17 protein-coding genes and 1 tRNA gene are annotated in these 17,081 nt (G+C 20.0%); 3 read left to right on the top strand and 15 right to left on the bottom strand.

Annotation, left to right across the window (positions count from 1 at the left end; all coding sequences use genetic code 11):
• Positions 1-5 precede the first annotated feature (5 nt).
• The gene (locus tag RJT30_RS00090; RefSeq protein ID WP_343190331.1) at positions 6-299 is read right to left on the bottom strand and encodes a co-chaperone GroES; all 294 of its coding nucleotides are present in this window, start codon (positions 297-299) and stop codon (positions 6-8) included.
• A 191-nt stretch (positions 300-490) separates the two neighbouring features.
• Between RJT30_RS00090 and RJT30_RS00085 the strand changes: the two genes are divergently transcribed.
• Positions 491-563 (top strand) — tRNA-Phe (locus RJT30_RS00085).
• A 34-nt stretch (positions 564-597) separates the two neighbouring features.
• Here RJT30_RS00085 and mnmE read toward each other — a convergent pair.
• The 4 genes from mnmE to rpmH all read right to left on the bottom strand — a co-directional run bounded on the left by mnmE (position 598) and on the right by rpmH (position 4,315).
• Positions 598-1,962 (bottom strand): tRNA uridine-5-carboxymethylaminomethyl(34) synthesis GTPase MnmE, encoded by a 1,365-nt coding sequence (mnmE, locus tag RJT30_RS00080; protein WP_343190330.1) that lies wholly within the window; start codon positions 1,960-1,962, stop codon positions 598-600.
• 31 nt (positions 1,963-1,993) lie between these two features.
• Positions 1,994-3,607, bottom strand: a complete 1,614-nt coding sequence (yidC, locus tag RJT30_RS00075) for a membrane protein insertase YidC (RefSeq protein WP_343190329.1) — start codon at positions 3,605-3,607, stop codon at positions 1,994-1,996.
• A gap of 184 nt (positions 3,608-3,791) precedes the next feature.
• Positions 3,792-4,175 (bottom strand): ribonuclease P protein component, encoded by a 384-nt coding sequence (rnpA, locus tag RJT30_RS00070; RefSeq protein ID WP_343190328.1) that lies wholly within the window; start codon positions 4,173-4,175, stop codon positions 3,792-3,794.
• Positions 4,175-4,315, bottom strand: coding sequence for a 50S ribosomal protein L34 (rpmH, locus tag RJT30_RS00065; RefSeq protein WP_343190327.1), 141 nt, complete (start codon positions 4,313-4,315; stop codon positions 4,175-4,177). Before rpmH ends, rnpA begins: the two co-directional genes overlap by 1 nt.
• A gap of 319 nt (positions 4,316-4,634) precedes the next feature.
• On the opposite strand from rpmH, the gene dnaN reads away from it, so the two are divergent.
• Complete coding sequence (dnaN, locus tag RJT30_RS00060; RefSeq protein ID WP_343190326.1) at positions 4,635-5,735, top strand: DNA polymerase III subunit beta; 1,101 nt, start codon at positions 4,635-4,637, stop codon at positions 5,733-5,735.
• Positions 5,736-5,812: 77 nt separating this feature from the next.
• The gene (gyrB, locus tag RJT30_RS00055; RefSeq protein WP_343190325.1) at positions 5,813-8,227 is read left to right on the top strand and encodes a DNA topoisomerase (ATP-hydrolyzing) subunit B; all 2,415 of its coding nucleotides are present in this window, start codon (positions 5,813-5,815) and stop codon (positions 8,225-8,227) included.
• 69 nt (positions 8,228-8,296) lie between these two features.
• On the opposite strand, the gene atpC is transcribed toward gyrB, so the two are convergent.
• The 10 genes from atpC to mnmG form a co-directional block, all read right to left on the bottom strand.
• Positions 8,297-8,671: an ATP synthase F1 subunit epsilon gene (gene atpC / locus RJT30_RS00050; protein ID WP_343190324.1), complete on the bottom strand. Its 375-nt coding sequence runs from the start codon at positions 8,669-8,671 to the stop codon at positions 8,297-8,299.
• Positions 8,672-8,702: 31 nt separating this feature from the next.
• Entirely contained in the window at positions 8,703-10,112 is a 1,410-nt protein-coding gene (gene atpD, locus RJT30_RS00045; RefSeq protein ID WP_343190323.1) for a F0F1 ATP synthase subunit beta, read from the bottom strand.
• 23 nt (positions 10,113-10,135) lie between these two features.
• On the bottom strand, positions 10,136-10,726 hold the full coding sequence (locus tag RJT30_RS00040; RefSeq protein WP_343190322.1) for a F0F1 ATP synthase subunit gamma: 591 nt from the start codon (positions 10,724-10,726) through the stop codon (positions 10,136-10,138).
• A complete protein-coding gene (locus RJT30_RS00035; RefSeq protein ID WP_343190321.1) occupies positions 10,707-11,000 on the bottom strand; it encodes a F0F1 ATP synthase subunit gamma in 294 nt (97 codons plus the stop codon). The genes RJT30_RS00040 and RJT30_RS00035 overlap by 20 nt, the downstream gene beginning before the upstream one ends.
• Before the next feature lie 28 nt (positions 11,001-11,028).
• Entirely contained in the window at positions 11,029-12,579 is a 1,551-nt protein-coding gene (gene atpA / locus RJT30_RS00030) for a F0F1 ATP synthase subunit alpha (protein WP_343190320.1), read from the bottom strand.
• A 38-nt stretch (positions 12,580-12,617) separates the two neighbouring features.
• A complete protein-coding gene (locus tag RJT30_RS00025; protein ID WP_343190319.1) occupies positions 12,618-13,133 on the bottom strand; it encodes a F0F1 ATP synthase subunit delta in 516 nt (171 codons plus the stop codon).
• Positions 13,134-13,137: 4 nt separating this feature from the next.
• Positions 13,138-13,614, bottom strand: coding sequence for a F0F1 ATP synthase subunit B (gene atpF / locus RJT30_RS00020; RefSeq protein ID WP_343190318.1), 477 nt, complete (start codon positions 13,612-13,614; stop codon positions 13,138-13,140).
• 106 nt (positions 13,615-13,720) lie between these two features.
• A complete protein-coding gene (gene atpE, locus RJT30_RS00015) occupies positions 13,721-13,960 on the bottom strand; it encodes a F0F1 ATP synthase subunit C (RefSeq protein ID WP_343190317.1) in 240 nt (79 codons plus the stop codon).
• Between the two features lie 42 nt (positions 13,961-14,002).
• The gene (gene atpB, locus RJT30_RS00010) at positions 14,003-14,821 is read right to left on the bottom strand and encodes a F0F1 ATP synthase subunit A (protein WP_343190316.1); all 819 of its coding nucleotides are present in this window, start codon (positions 14,819-14,821) and stop codon (positions 14,003-14,005) included.
• 138 nt (positions 14,822-14,959) lie between these two features.
• The gene (gene mnmG, locus RJT30_RS00005) at positions 14,960-16,846 is read right to left on the bottom strand and encodes a tRNA uridine-5-carboxymethylaminomethyl(34) synthesis enzyme MnmG (RefSeq protein WP_343190499.1); all 1,887 of its coding nucleotides are present in this window, start codon (positions 16,844-16,846) and stop codon (positions 14,960-14,962) included.
• Between the last annotated feature and the right edge of the window lie 235 nt (positions 16,847-17,081).

Raw genomic sequence — 17,081 nt, 5'->3', positions numbered from 1 at the left:
TAATCTTATTCTTCTACAATGGCTAAAATATCACTTTCATTAAGAATCAAAAACTCTTTGTGATCAATTTTTTCAATTTTCGCATTATATCCTTCATTAAAAATCACTACATCGCCAATTTTAACATCTAAAGGTTTTAGAGAACCATTATCTAAAATACGACCCTTTCCTACTGATATAACAGTACCGCGAGTAGATTTGTTTGCAGCAGAACCAGTAAGTACAATTCCACCAGCAGATTTTTCTTCTACTTCTTTTCGTTCGACTATAACACGATCGTGTAATGGGCGAATTTTCATTATATAATTCCTCTTGTTATTTAATCATAATCTATAATTTATTAAATATATAAAATAAAAAAAATTAACTTCAATAATATGATATTGGGGTTAATTATAAAAATTTCAAGGTTTGTTAAAAATTTAATTTTTACATAAAAAAAAAAAAATATTGACTTTTTATATAATTTAATGTTTCAATAGTAATTCTTGCCCGAATAGCTCAGTTGGTAGAGCAGTGGACTGAAAATCCCCGTGTCGGCGGTTCAATTCCGCCTTCGGGCAAAATATATTATTTAAAATAAAAATTTTTAAATAATTATTTACCAATACAAAAATTAGAAAAAATATATGAAATCATTTTTTTTGAAATATTTGATCCATTCATTTCATTTAAAACTTTTTCCACTATATGTACATCTTCAGCTAATAATTCGATATTTTTATGTGACAACCAATTTTTTTTCATTTTTTTAAAATTTTTAATAGCATGTTGTAAACAAAAAATATGTCTATTACGAAATAAAAAATTATTTTCATTAAAAGTAAAAAAATTACTTTTTTTAAATAAAAATTTATAAATTTTTTTTAAACCAAAACCAGTTAGTGTTGAAATAAAAATATTTTTTTTATATTTTTTTTGCATTATGTTAATTAAATCAAGTGATAATAAATCACATTTATTACATAAAACTAAAAAATTTTTTTTATTTAATAAAAAAGGTAAAAATTTTTTAATTATATTTAATTGTTTAAAATAATTTTTAATACTATCTACGACAAAAAAAACAAAATCAGCATTTTTAATTTCCAATAAAGTACGTTGAATACCAATTTTTTCAACAAAATTTTTTGTAAAATGTATACCTGCAGTATCTATTAATTGAAATAAAATATTGTTTATATTTACATTTTCATTTAAAATATCTCTTGTTGTACCTTTAATATTCGTTACAATTGATCTATTTTGTTTCAATAAAATATTAAACAAACTAGATTTACCTGAATTTGGAGGGCCGGAAATTACTAATTTTATTCCATTACGAATTAATTGACTATTTTTTGAAAAATTTATTATTTTTTTTAAAGATATTATAAATTTATTAATAATATTTTCAATGTTTTTATAATTAAAATAATTATCTTCATCATGTAAAAAATCAATTCTGGCTTCAATATCAGCACGAAAAATAATAATTTTTTTAATAATTTTATTAATATAATAAGAAAAATTACCATTTAAAGATTTTAAAGCCAGTTTTAACGACATTTCAGATTGTGCATTAATTAAATCATCAATTGCTTCAGCTTGTAATAAATTTATTTTATTATTAATAAATGCACGTTTAGTAAATTCACCTTTTTTAGCAATACGAACACCTTTAATGCTTATAATAATATTAATTAATAAATTTAATAAAATGGGACTTCCATGTGCTTGTAATTCTAAAACATCTTCACCAGTAAAAGAATAAGGTTTAGGAAACCATATTGCAAGACCTTTATCAATTATATTTCCTGATAAATCAAAAAATGGTAAATAAGAAGCTATTTTAGGTTTTGGTATAATTTTTAAAATTTTTTTTGCTATTAAAGCACTAAATTTTCCTGATACTCGAACAATTCCAACTGCACTTTTACCAAATGGAGTAACTAAAGCTACAATAGTATCATCAAAAATCATATTATTTCCTTATAAATAATATTTTAAAAAATTATTTTTTTAATAAAATAAATTTAATCCAAGAATGTTGAACAATTGTTATTATATTACTAATAATATAATATAACACTAAACCAGAAGGTAACCATAAGAAAAAAAAAGTAAAAAAAACAGGTAAAATATTTATTATTTTTTTTTGCAATGGATCAGAAATGTTATTAGAAGAATTTTTTTGTACTAACCACATACTTATACCCATAAATATCGGTAATAAATACAAAGGATCACTTTCTGATAAATCCTGTATCCACCAAAAAAAAGGCGCATGCCTTAATTCAATGGTAGAATTTAACATATAATATAAAGATAAAAAAATAGGCATTTGAATTAATAATGGTAAAAAACCACTTAAAGGATGTATTTTTTTTTTCTTGTATAATAATAATAATTCTTCACTCATTTTTAGTTTATTTGTAGAAAATTTTTTTTTAATTAAATCAATATCTGGTTGTAAAGCTCGCATTTTTAACATAGAAACATATTGAGATTTTGTAAAAGGATATAACATTAAACGTATAATAACAGTTATACTTATTATAGCTAAACCCCAATTTCCTGTAAATTTATATAAAAAATTTAAAAAATTAAATAATGGTTTAGATATAAAAGAAAAAAAACTTGATTCTATAGTTAAATCTAAATTATTTGCTAATAAAGATAATTTATCTTGTATTTTAGGACCTATCCATAAAAAACTACTTACTGTATTTTGTGACTTTGAATTTACTAAAATATCTTTAGAAATATAACCAATAGAAATTAAATTATTATCATCTTTTTTAATATACATTTCCTTAATTCCATCAGAATTAGGAATCCAAGCTGATAAAAAGTATTTTTGTAAAATCGAAATCCAGCCAGATTTTGTTAAAATATTTGTATTATCTTTAAATGTAATTTTTTCAAAATTAATTTTTTTATATTTATCTATTTCATTCGAATACGCAATTCCTTTAAATGGTTTTAAAACAATTTTTTTTAGAAAAAAAGATTCATCTTTTTTTTTAAAATTTTTTTGCAATTCATTAAATATATTAAATTTATATTGTTTATTAACAATATTCTTTATATTATGTTTTATTTCAATTAAATATTCCCCTTTTTTAAAAATAAATGTTTTAGTATAGATAAAATCTTTATTAGAATATGAAACAATAGGAATACTTAATATTGAATTATTTTTATTTAAAATAAAATTTTCTTTTTGAGAAATAAAATTAATATGTTTATGATCTAAATTTTTATTTTTAATATCTGTTTTTTTAATAAAACTATTAGCTACATATATAGCATTATTTTGTTTTTTTAAAAAAAAAAATGGATCTGGAGAATTTAATTTATTTTTGTACTTTAATAAGTCTAATTTTTCAATTTGTCCATCATTTAAATTAATTATCGCTTTTAATACATCTGTTGTTACAAAAATTTTTGATAAATTAAATTGATTTGGTAAAATTATTTTTTTAAAAAAAAAATCTATATGATTATTTATATTATATGTAGGTAAATTAATAAATGTGTTTTTTTTATATGTTGTAGCAATTATTGAAAAAAATAATATCCAAACACACAAAAATCCAAAAAAAAATTTCTTTTTAACACCCATGTTATTGATCTCATATATTATTTAATTAGTAAATTATATTCAAAAAAATGTAATAAATTACATTTTAACAAATTTTGTAAAATTAAACATAACATTTTAAATTCAATATCTTAAATTCATTGAATAATATAATATATAAAGATTTATTTTAAAATAATACAAACTAATAAATTGATTAAAAAAATTAATCTAATAAAAAATTATAAGAAAAAAACCATAATTCTTCTAAATTTTTAATAAATTTTTTTTTTTTAAAAACAATAATTTTTTTAACTACAATAATAAAATCTAAAAATAATAATTGATGTTGATAAATTCGAAATTTTTCTTTAATTATACGTTTAATGTAATTTCTACAGTAAGCATATTTTATATTTTTTTTATTAACTAAAATACCTAAACGAGAGTAATTTAAAAAATTTTTCCGACTAAATAATGTAAAATATAAATTTTTCACAATTTTAGGTTGTTGGAAAACATAATCAAATTCTACAAGATTTATAATTTTTTTTTTTTTTTGTAATGAAAAAGTATTTTTTACTAAACTATTAGAATTTTCAAAAATCATTATGATGATACACTTAAACGAATTCTTGATTTTGCTCTTCTTCTAGATAAAATACGTCTTCCATTTTTTGTAGACATTCTACTACGATAACCATGTACGCGAAATTTTTTTAATAAAGAAGGTTGAAAAGTTCTTTTCATAATATCCCCTGTTAAAAATTAAAATTCAGTTATAATTTAAACATATTGTAATATATTAAGATAAATACAATAAAAAATAATAAAATTTTACAAATTATTTAAAAATTAAAATAAGAGTATTTATGTAATTTTTATGTATTATATCTTAAAATATTTTTATTTAAAAAGAATTTATAAACTTTTTGAAATATTAAATATTGTATATAAATATTTTTCTATATATGATAAAATTATTGATACAATACTAATTATGTAAAAAATTAAATATTTGTAAAATAAATTATAAATATTTATAGAATATTCTAATATTATAAAATTTATGAAATTCACTATAAATCAAATTACCTTACTTAAACATTTAAAAATAATTAATAATTTATTAATTAAAAATAGAAAATATCCTATTTTAGAAAATATATTAATAGAAATTAATAATGGTGAATTGTTTTTAACCAGTACAAATTTAGATACAGAAATAATTACTAAAACTAAAAAAATATATAACATTATAGATGGTAAAACAACATTATCAGGGCGTAAATTATTAAATATTTGCAGAAGTATTAATAAAAATACTAATATAAAATTTATTTTAATAAAATATAAAATGCATGTTTTTACTGAAAATAGTAAATGCATTATTTCAACTTTACCATATGAAAATTTTCCAAAAATTAATTCAAAAAAAAATAAAATTAATTTTTGTTTAATAGAAAATGAATTAAAATATATGATTTTTAAAACACAATTTTCTATGGGTTTAGCTGATGTACGATATTATATTAATGGAATGTTATTAGAAATTAAAAATAATACTCTTTTTATTGTAACAACTGATGGCTTTCGATTATCTCTATGTAGTAAAAAAATAAAAAATGTTTTTAAAAATCATCATATAATTATACCAAGAAAATCTATACTAGAATTATATAAAATATTAAATCAAAATAGTAAAAAAAAAATAAATTTATATATAGGAAAAAAAAATATTAGTATTTATATTGGTAAAATAATATTTATTAGTAAATTACTAGAAGGAAAATTTCCTGATTATATAAGTGTTTTATTAAAAAAAATAAAATATAAAACCACTATTAATGCAAATATATTAAAAAAATCTTTATTACGAGCATCTATTTTTTGTCATGAAAAATTTAATGGAGTAAAAATTAAAATTAAAAATAATGTTTGCAATATTACTGCAAATAATCAAGAAGAAAAAATAAAAGAGAAAATCCAGACAATTGAAAATAAAAAAAATTTTGAAATTACAGTAAATGTATATTATTTGTTAGATATTTTATCTGTATTTAAAGAAGAAAATATTTCTTTTTCTTTATTTAAGAAAAATTCAAAAATGCAAATTTTGGAAAAGAATCATTTTTTATCTATTTATATTATTATGCCAATAAATTTATAAATTTAAAATTTTATTTTTACAATATATTTTAAATGAATATTTAAATTATTTAAAATATATTTAGGAAGGAATATTTTATGTCAAATTCTTATAATTCATCAAATATAAAAATACTCAAAGGACTTGATGCAGTAAAAAAAAGACCTGGTATGTATATAGGTAATACTGAAGATGGTACTGGATTACATCATATGGTATTTGAAATCATTGATAATTCTATTGATGAAGCATTATCTGGTTTTTGTAAAAAAATATATATTACTATAGAATTAGATAACTCTATTTCTGTATATGATAATGGTAGAGGAATGCCTGTAGATATTCATCCAGAAGCAGGAATATCTGCAGCAGAAGTAATTATGACAGTATTACACGCTGGAGGTAAATTTGATAATGATTCATATAAAATATCTGGAGGTTTACATGGAGTAGGAGTTTCTGTAGTTAATGCATTATCTAAAAAGTTAATATTAAATATTTTTAGAGAGGAAAAAGAATATAAACAAATATATAAAAACGGAAAGCCGCAAACATCTTTAAAAATAGTTGGTAAAACAAAAATTCGAGGAACAAAAATACAATTTTGGCCTAATAAAAAAATTTTTAAAAAAAATAATATATTTGATTATAAAATTTTATTTAATCGTTTACAAGAATTATCATTTTTAAATTCAGGTATTAAAATTTATTTAAATAATTTAAATAATAAAAAAAATAATTATTTTTATAATAAAGGTGGTATAAAAGCATTTATTAAACTTTTAAATAAAAAAAAAAACATAATTCATCAAAATATATTTTATTTTTTAAAAAAAAAAAAAAATGTTATTTTAGAGTTATCAATGCAGTGGAATGATTCTTATAAAAAAAACGTTATTTGTTTTACTAATAACATCCCTCAAATAGAAGGAGGGACGCATTTAATTGGATTTAAAGCAGCAGTTACAAGAACTATTAATAATTATATAGAAAAAGAAGGTTTGAACAATAAAAAAAAAAAAATATATATAAATGGAGATGATACAAGAGAAGGTTTAACAGCAATTCTTTCTATAAAGATGATGAATCCTAAATTTTCTTCCCAAACTAAAGAAAAATTAGTTTCAGCAGAAGCTAAATCTATTGTTGAATCTTTAGTAAATGAAAATTTTTTAATATTTCTTATGGAGCATCCTGTTGATGCAAAAATTATAATAAATAAAATTATTAATGCTGCTAAAGCACGTGCAACAGCAAAACGAAATAGAGAAATCATACGTAAAAAATATAATTCTGAATTATCAGGTTTACCAGGAAAATTATCCGATTGCCAAGAAAAAAATCCAGAATTTTCAGAAATATATATAGTAGAAGGTGACTCAGCTGGTGGTTCGGCAAAACAAGGTAGAAATAGGAAAAATCAAGCTATTTTACCCTTAAAAGGCAAAATATTGAATGTTGAAAAAGCAAAATTTGAAAAAATGATGGATTCTAAAGAAGTATATACTTTAATGACAGCTTTAGGTTGTGGAATAATTGATAAAAATACTTTTAATTTAAAAAAGTTAAGATATCATAGGATAATTATTATGACAGATGCAGATATCGATGGAGCTCATATTCGAACATTATTATTAACTTTTTTTTATAGAAAAATGCCAGAAATTATTCAAAAAGGATATGTATTTATTGCTCAACCGCCTTTATATAAAGTTACATACAAAAGAAAAGAAAAATACATAAAAGATTTAGAAACTTTAGAAAAATATATAATAAAAAAAGCATTTAAAAATATATCTATTTGTTGCGTAAATTCAAATAAGATACTTTTAAATCATAAACAAACAATTAATATTATAAAAAAATTTAATATAATTAAAAATATTATTTATAAAAAAAAAAAAATAAATAAAGATATAATATTTGGATTAATTTATTATAAACCAATATATAATTTTTATGATACTAATATAACAAAAATTTGGTTTAAAAATTTTATTGTATATTTAAATAAAACAACAAAAAATAATATATTTTTTTCAGGTAAAAATTATTATCAAAATATCAACAAAAAAATAAAATTAAAAATATATATTAACAAATATAATCAAAAAAAAAAATACATATTAAATGAAAGATTTTTTAAAAGTATTTTATATAATAAAATATATTTTTTATCTAAATTCACGAACAAACTGTTTACTAAAAAAATATACTTATTAAAAAGTAAGAAAAAACACATTATAAAAAATTTTTCAAAAACTATTAACAATTTAATTGATAATTCAAAAAAAAAGATATTTATACAAAGATATAAAGGTTTAGGAGAAATGAACCCGAAACAACTTTGGACTACAACTATGAATCCAGATACCAGAAGAATGTTAAAAATTACTATACAAGATTGTGTATATGCAAATAAATTATTTTCAACTTTAATGGGTGACATGGTTGAACCTAGACGTTTATTCATTGAAAAAAATGCATTAAAAGTTGAAAACATAGATATATAAATTTATATACGGCAGGTATTATACAAAGTTCCTGCCGAATTTATTGTTTGTATAATAAAATATAATGATTTATTCTATATTATATATTTCTTTTAATACTTTATCAAATTTTAAAAAATTATTACTTAATTTATTATTTTTTTTGTTCATTTTTTGAATAATATTATTAAAATATTTTATTTTTTTTTTATTGTTATTTTGAATTGCAATATCAGATAAAATAATTATTTTATTTTTTCGTATTTCTAAAATACTTCCTATTAAATATATATACTTAATTTTATTTTTATAAAATATTTTAAGTGTACTTGGTTTTAAAATTGTTAAGAATGGTATATGTTTTGGATAAATTCCTAATTCTCCTTCAACTCCAGTAACAATTATTTTTTTAACTAAATTAGAAAATATTTTTTTTTTAAAACTAATAACTTTTAAATGAATCATATTTTTAAAAACCAGTTTTTATTAATTTATTTTAAATTGTTTTTTTTATTATAATAGATTTTTCTATTGCATCTTTGATAGAGCCAACCATGTAAAAAGATTGTTCTGGAAGATCATCATAATCACCATCTAAAAGTCCTTTAAAACCTGATAGAGTATCCTTTAAAGTTACATATTTTCCTGGAAAACCAGTAAATATTTCAGCTACAAAAAAAGGTTGTGACAAAAATTTTTGTATTTTTCTAGCTCTTGAAACTAGTAATTTATCTTTTTCAGATAATTCATCCATTCCTAAGATATTTATAATATCTTTTAATTCTTCATATCTTTGTAAAACTGATTGAACTTTTCTTGCTATAACATAATGTTCATTACCTACTACTTTAGGATCTAATTGACGACTAGAAGAATTTAAAGGATCAATAGATGGATAAATTCCTAAAGATGCTATATTTCTACTAAGTGTTATAATAGAGTCTAAATGCGCAAAAGTTGTTGCTGGTGAAGGATCTGTTAAATCATCTGCAGGAACATATACAGCTTGTATAGAAGTTATAGAACCTTTTTTTGTAGATGTAATTCGTTCTTGTAATTTTCCCATTTCTTCAGATAAAGTAGGTTGATAACCGACTGCAGAAGGTATTCTACCTAATAAAGCAGATACTTCTGTACCAGCTAAAGTATATCTATATATATTATCAATAAATAATAAAACATTTTTACCTTCATCTCGAAATTTTTCTGCTATTGTTAAACCGGTAAAAGCTACACGTAATCTATTTCCAGGAGGTTCGTTCATTTGTCCATAAACTAAAGCAACTTTATTAATTACTTTTGATTCTTGCATTTCATGAAAAAAATCATTCCCTTCTCGAGTTCTTTCACCTACTCCAGTAAATACCGAATAACCAGAATGTGCAACTGCTATATTTCGAATCAATTCCATCATATTAACTGTTTTTCCTACTCCAGCTCCTCCAAATAACCCTATCTTACCACCTTTAGCAAATGGACAAATCAAATCAATAACTTTAATACCTGTTTCTAAAATTTTTTGAGAATTTGATTGTTCGATATATTTAGGAGGATTGTTATGTATAGATCTGTATTCTATTATCTCATTTTTAGATTTTGAAAATTTACCTTTTGCATCTATTGGTTCACCTAATACATTCATTATACGACCTAATGTTACAGTACCTACTGGAATACGAATCTCATGACCTAAGTTAATAACTTTTAAACCTCTTTTTAAACCATCTGATATACCCATTGCAATAGTTCTTACAATATTTGAACCTAATTGTTGTTGTACTTCTAAAATTAAATCACAATTTCTATTAACCACTTTTAAAGCATGATATATTTTTGGAACATGATTTTGAGAAAATTCAACATCTACTACAGCCCCAATAATTTGTATGATTTTTCCATTAATCATCTATTACCCTCTATTTATGAAAATTATAAAATTGCAGAAGCTCCTGAAACAATTTCATTCAATTCCTGTGTAACATTAAATTGACGAGCTTTATTAAATATTATACGTAAATTTTCTACCATATTATTACTATTATCTGTTGCATTTTTCATAGCTAACATTCTTGCTGCTTGTTCACAAGATAAATTTTCTAAAAAAGATTGATATATTTCTGTAAAAATAAATTTTTTAAATATAAAATTAAATAAACTTATACTTTTTGGTTCATATATGTAATTTATTTTTCTCTTTATTTTAGTAGTTGATTGTAATAATGGTAATATTTTTTTAATTCTTGGAATTTGTGATAATTTATTTTTAAAATAATTATTTGCAACATATATATGATCTATTTTTGATTTTTTGTACATTTGTATTAAATTTTTAATAATTTTTAAAATATTATTAAATTTAAGTTTATCCCCTTTATTTTTAATATACTTTATGATTTTATAGTTAAAATTTTTAAAAAATAAAAACGATTTAGTTCCAAATAAAACTAATTTAAATTTTATTTTTTTTTTTTCAAAAGAATTTATTTTATTTATAACTTTTTTAAAAAGATTGGTATTCAAACTTCCACATAATCCACGTTCGGTAGAAATAATAATAATAATAATANTTTTTTTTTTTTTTTGTATTTAAAAAAATATGTTTTTTACATTTATTAGATTGTTGTATATTATATAATATTTTTTTTAGATGAGATAAATATGGTCTACTATTGTTCATTAATATTTCTATTTTTCTCATTTTAGCTATGGATATCATTTCCATAGCTTTAGTTATTTTTTTAGTATTTAAAATTCCATCAATTTTATTATGTATTGTTTTTGTACTAACACTCATTTTTTAATCTCTTAATAAATATTTTATTTTAATAATTTATTTTTTTATATTTTTTTAAAATTTTATATAATTTTTCATGTATTTCTTTATTATATTCACCAGTTTTATTAATGTATGTAAATAATTTATAATATTTTTTTTTAAAAAAACTTAATAATTTTTTTTCAAAAGAATGTATTTTTTTTAATGGAATATCATCTAAAAAATTTTTTTCTGCAGCGAATAATATAATAGCTTGTTCTGAAATACTTAATGGTGAATATTGTTCTTGTTTTAAAATTTCCATTAATTTTTCGCCATATAATAATTGTTTTTTAGTCACTGCATCTAAATCTGAAGAAAATTGTGAAAATGCTGATAATTCTCTATATTGTGCTAAAGCAGTTCTTATTCCTGCTGATAATTCTTTAATTATTTTAGTTTGCGCAGCGCTTCCAACTCTAGAAACAGATAAACCAGGATTAACTGCAGGACGAATACCTGAATTAAATAAATTTGATTCTAAAAATATCTGTCCGTCAGTAATAGAAATAACATTGGTAGGAACAAAAGCAGAAACATCTCCTGCTTGTGTTTCAATAATAGGTAATGCAGTTAAAGAACCACTTCTTGTATTTATTTTACCTTTACTTTGTTTTTTAATATATTCTCTATTTACATTTGCAGATCTTTCCAATAATCTTGAATGTAAATAAAATATATCTCCTGGAAATCCTTCTCTTCCTGGAGGTCTTCTTAATAATAATGAAATTTGACGATATGCTATTGCATGTTTTGTTAAATCATCGTAAACAATTAAAGCATCTTTTCCTTGATTTCGAAAATATTCACCCATAGATGATCCAACATAAGGTGCTAAATATTGCACAGCTGCGGTTTCAGCTGCAGAAGCAGTAATTATTATAGTATTAGATAATGCATTATAATCTTCTAATTTTTTTACTATATTAATAATAGTAGAAATTTTTTGTCCAATAGCTACATAAATACACAATACACCAGAATTTTTTTGATTAATAATAGTATCAATTGCTAAAGCTGTTTTACCTGTTTGACGATCACCAATAATTAATTCTCTTTGCCCTTTTCCAATTGGAATCATAGAATCAATTGATTTATATCCTGTTTGAATTGGTTGATTAATTCTCTTTCTATCAATTACTCCTGGTGAAATATTTTCTACAGGAAAAAATTCTTTTGTATTTATTTTTCCTTTATTATCAATAGGTTGGCCTAAAATATTAATTACACGTCCTAAAAAATTATAACCTACTGGTACTTCTAAAATTTTTCCAGTACATCGCACTTTTGTACCTTCAATAATATTTTCAAAATTATCTAAAACAATAGCTCCAACTACATCTTGTTCTAAATTTAAAGCAATAGCAATTTGTCTTTTATAAGAAGAATTTTCAATATATAACATTTCTCCTTGCATAACATTTGATAATCCATTAATTCTTATAATTCCATCACTAACAGAAATTATATTTCCTTCATCATACAAAGAAGCATCAACATTAAATTTTTTGATTTTTTTTTTAATTAGTTCACTAATTTCATTAGCATTTAACTTCATAAATATTTTCTCTTTAAAATAAAATAAATATATAATATTTAAAATTTTTTTAGGAATTCAAAAATAGAAAAATTATATACTGTATTATTTATTGTAATTATCATTCCACCAATAATTAATGGATTTTTAAAAAACCTAAATGCACAAAATCTTTTATATTTTTTATTTAAAAAATTTTTTATTTTTTTTTTTTGTATATTATTTATTTCATAAGCTAATGTTATTGTAATTTCTTTTTTTTTTTTTTCTTTATTTTGCATTATAATTAATTGTTTTAATATTTTAGGAAAAATTAATAAACGTTTATTCATAGCAGTAATTTTTATTAAATTAATACAATTTTGATTAATTTTAAATTTACATATTGTAATTAATAATTTTGATAAAAATTTTGCAGAATATTGATTTTTTATTAATATATTTAAATATTTATTTTTAATTACATGCATACAAAATATTAACATTTTTTTCCATAATTTAATATTTTTTTTTTTTTTTGCTATTTCGAAAATTGCTTTTGCATATGGTCTAGCTAAAACATTTAATGAAACCATATTATCAATCCTTGAAATTTATTAATAATTTGTTAATTAATTGGTTATGTTTATTAATATTAAAAGATTTTTTAATAATTTTTTCAGTCATTAAAATTATTAATTTTTTCATTTCTAATAAAAGTTTTTGACGAATATTTTTTTTTATAATTTTGATTTCTATATTAGTTTTTTTTATATTTTCTTTTTTTAAGGTATTAATTTCATGCATTGTTTGTTCGAGTATTAATATTCTTTCTTTATAAGTTTGTTTGATTATATTTTTAATATATTTTTTAGCTTTTCTTTTTTTTTTAAATATTTTTTGTTGTGTATTATACATTTTTTTTTTAATTTGCTTAATATTTTTCAAAGATTTTTTTATTTTCTTTTTTCTATTTTCAATATTTAGTAATATAGGAGGCCAAATATATTGCATACAAAACCAAACAAAGAAAATAAATGAAATAATTTGTCCTAAAATAGTTGCATTTAAGTTCACATTTAATCCTTTTTATAAAACTAATAATCTTTACGTTAATTATATAACGTAAAGATATATAAAATTTTAATTATTTATTTAATTATTAAAGAAATATACAATAATTTTAAAAAACAGCAAACATAACATATAAAGATAAACCTACTGCAATCATAGGTATAGCATCTACTAATCCCATAACTACAAAAAATTGAGTTCGTAACATAGGTACTAATTCTGGTTGTCTAGCTGCAGATTCTAAAAATTTACCACCTAAAATTCCAATTCCTATTGCTGCACCTATTGCTGCTAAACCTATCATAATTGCAGCAGAAATATATAACATATTAATGTCTATATTTTCCATAAATTTTCCTTTTAAATATTATTTTAAATATTTTAATTATTGTTAATGTTTTTTAGAAGCCATGGATAAATAAACAATAGTTAAAATCATAAAAATAAAAGCCTGTAAAGTAATAACTAATATGTGAAAAATAGCCCAAGGTATATTTAATAACCATTGCATCCACCAAGGTATTAAACCACTAATCAAAATAAAAATCATTTCCCCTGCATACATATTTCCAAATAATCTTAATCCTAAGGAAATTGGTTTAGAAAGTAAATTTATTATTTCTAATATGAAATTTATAATATATAAAGTAGGATGATTAAATGGTGTAGTTATTATTTCCTTTAGAAATCCTTTAAATGTTTTAATTTTTATACTATAAAAAATAATTAAAAATAAAACAGCAAAAGACATAGATAATGTTATATTAATATCTGCTGAAGGAACAATTCTCATTGATGGTAAATTTAAAAAATGTTTACTAATTTCAGGTAAAAAATCTATTGGTATTAAATCCATACAATTCATTAAAAAAACCCAAATAAAAATAGTTAATGATAATGGACCAATTAAATTGTTGGATTTTGAATATATTTCTTTTATATTTTTATTTACAAATTTAATTATTATTTCTATTATTATTTGAAATGTATTAGGTATTTTATTAATATTAACATGTGTTGCTTTTTTAAAAAAAAACAAAAAGAAACAACCTAATATAAAAGAAAAAAATAGCGAATCTAAATTAATAATATAAAATGGATTAATATGTGAATTTTCATTAATTAAATGAAAAGTGGATAAATTAAATTGTAAATGATGTAAGTGATGACTAATATAATCTTTAGGATTTAATATTTTTTCAAAAATCATAATTTAAACTACCTTTTTATATTATCATTTATACTAAATTTAATTTTTACTGTTTTATTTTATATATTTTAAAATATCTTTTTTATTTTGTAAATTTAATTATTTAATTTATAAAATAATAAATTATATTTTTTACAATTATATTATTTTAAATTGATTATTTTTTTTAAAATAATTTAATATTATACTAATAGCTACAGGTGTAATACCAGAAATAGAATATGCTTCAATTATAGATGAAGGTTTATATAAATTTAGTTTTTCAATAACTTCTTTAGATAAATTTTTTATTTTGGCATAATTAAAATTTCTATTTAATAATGTATTTTTATTAAAATTGTTGTACTTTATTTCTTTTTTTTGTTTTTTAATATATCCTTTATATTTAATATCTATTTCAACATGTTCTATAAAATTAAGATTTATTTTTTCAATATTTTGATAAATTTTATATTTTTCTAAAATTTTAAAATTTATTTGTGGAATTTTTAAAAGATTTTTAATACTTATTTCTTTTTTAATATCATATTTCAATATTTCTTTTATTTTTTTTTTTTTTAAAGTTTTTGGTTTGATGTATAATTCATTAAATTTTTTTTTAATATAATTTATTTTTTTTTTTTTTAATATAAAATATTTCCATCTTAAATCATTAATTAAGTTTAATTTTTTTCCTATAGTGGTTAAACGTATATCTGCATTATCTTCTCTTAATAATAATCTATTTTCTGCTCTTGAACTAAACATTCTATATGGTTCTTTTGTTCCTTTTTTACATAAATCATTTATTAAAACACCTAAATATGCTTGATGTCTTTTTGGATACCATTGATTTTTGTTAAAATTTTTTAAACTTGCATTGATTCCTGCTAGTAATCCTTGTGCAGCTGCTTCTTCATAACCTGTTGTTCCATTAATTTGACCTGCTAAAAATAAATTTTTTATTATTTTGCTTTCTAAAGTATATTTTAGATCTTTTGGATCAAAAAAATCATATTCTACTGCATAACCTGGAGTTAATATTTTTGCTTTTTCTAAACCTTTGATTGTATGAATAAATTTTTTTTGTATTTTTAAAGGTAAACTAGTAGAAATTCCGTTTGGATATATTTTAATGCTATTTAAACCTTCAGGTTCTAAAAATATTTGGTGAGCTGAGCGATTTTCAAAACGTATGATTTTATCTTCAATAGATGGACAATATCTAGGTCCTTTGCTTTTAATTAGTCCATTAAATATTGAACTTTTATTTATATTTTCATATATTATTTCATGTGTTCTGTAGTTTGTATGAGTTATATAACAGTTTACTTGTTTCAGGTGTTCAATTTTATTATCTAAAAAGGAAAATCTTGGTATCGGCCAATCACCTTTTTGACATAATAATTTTTTAAAGTTTATTGTTTTAATATCTAATCTAGGTGGTGTACCAGTTTTTAAACGAGAAATATTAAATTGCATTTCTTTTAATTGTTTAGATAATAATTTTGAGGAAAAATCTTTTATACGTCCACCTTTTAAAATTTTTTTTCCTATGTATATTTTTCCAGATAAAAATGTTCCTGTTGTTAAAATTGTTTTTCTTGAAAATATTTTTTCTTTATTTTTTGTTAAAATTCCTATTATTTTATTTCTTTTTATTAATATATTTATAACTTCGTTTTCTAAAATAAATAAATTTTTTTGTTTTTTTAAATAATATTGTATTGAATTTTTGTAAATTTCTCTATCTACTTGAACTCTAGTTGCTCTAACAGCATATCCTTTACTTACATTAAGTTTTTTAAAATGTATTCCGGAATTATCTGTTACATGTGCCATTACACCACCTAATGCATCAATTTCTTTTACTAAATGACTCTTTCCTATACCACCTATAGCAGGATTGCAAGATAATGTACCTATATTGGATATTTTTTGTGTTATTAATAAAGTTTTACATCCCATACGTGCTGAAGCCATTGAAGCTTCAATTCCTGCATGTCCTCCACCAATTACTATTATATCGTATTTTTTATTAAAAATCACAAATCCTCACTTTCTTTATTTAATTTTTTTCATCAATACAAATTTTATAATTTATAAATATTTAAAATTTTCATTTATTTTAATAAATATAAATAAATTAATAATATTAATTAATAATATATAATATATAATATATAATATATAATATATAATATATAATATATAATATATAATATATAATATATAATATATAATATATAATATATAATATATAATATATAATATATAATAT

Origin of the sequence: Buchnera aphidicola (Mollitrichosiphum nigrofasciatum) (assembly GCF_039388045.1) — a bacterium.
Lineage (GTDB): Bacteria > Pseudomonadota > Gammaproteobacteria > Enterobacterales > Enterobacteriaceae > Buchnera_K > Buchnera_K aphidicola_B.
This window is presented reverse-complemented; position numbering and strand designations above follow the sequence as displayed.

What these genes read in the sequence shown, in the direction of transcription:
- atpB (WP_343190316.1), bottom strand. Translation starts at nt 14,821, where the DNA reads ATGATTTTTGAAAAAATATTAAATCCTAAAGATTATATTAGTCATCAC.
- RJT30_RS00025 (WP_343190319.1), bottom strand. Translation starts at nt 13,133, where the DNA reads ATGGTTTCATTAAATGTTTTAGCTAGACCATATGCAAAAGCAATTTTC.
- RJT30_RS00090 (WP_343190331.1), bottom strand. Translation starts at nt 299, where the DNA reads ATGAAAATTCGCCCATTACACGATCGTGTTATAGTCGAACGAAAAGAA.
- yidC (WP_343190329.1), bottom strand. Translation starts at nt 3,607, where the DNA reads ATGGGTGTTAAAAAGAAATTTTTTTTTGGATTTTTGTGTGTTTGGATA.
- rnpA (WP_343190328.1), bottom strand. Translation starts at nt 4,175, where the DNA reads ATGATTTTTGAAAATTCTAATAGTTTAGTAAAAAATACTTTTTCATTA.
- atpD (WP_343190323.1), bottom strand. Translation starts at nt 10,112, where the DNA reads ATGATTAATGGAAAAATCATACAAATTATTGGGGCTGTAGTAGATGTT.
- rpmH (WP_343190327.1), bottom strand. Translation starts at nt 4,315, where the DNA reads ATGAAAAGAACTTTTCAACCTTCTTTATTAAAAAAATTTCGCGTACAT.
- mnmE (WP_343190330.1), bottom strand. Translation starts at nt 1,962, where the DNA reads ATGATTTTTGATGATACTATTGTAGCTTTAGTTACTCCATTTGGTAAA.
- atpE (WP_343190317.1), bottom strand. Translation starts at nt 13,960, where the DNA reads ATGGAAAATATAGACATTAATATGTTATATATTTCTGCTGCAATTATG.
- atpA (WP_343190320.1), bottom strand. Translation starts at nt 12,579, where the DNA reads ATGAAGTTAAATGCTAATGAAATTAGTGAACTAATTAAAAAAAAAATC.
- gyrB (WP_343190325.1), top strand. Translation starts at nt 5,813, where the DNA reads ATGTCAAATTCTTATAATTCATCAAATATAAAAATACTCAAAGGACTT.
- atpC (WP_343190324.1), bottom strand. Translation starts at nt 8,671, where the DNA reads ATGATTCATTTAAAAGTTATTAGTTTTAAAAAAAAAATATTTTCTAAT.
- dnaN (WP_343190326.1), top strand. Translation starts at nt 4,635, where the DNA reads ATGAAATTCACTATAAATCAAATTACCTTACTTAAACATTTAAAAATA.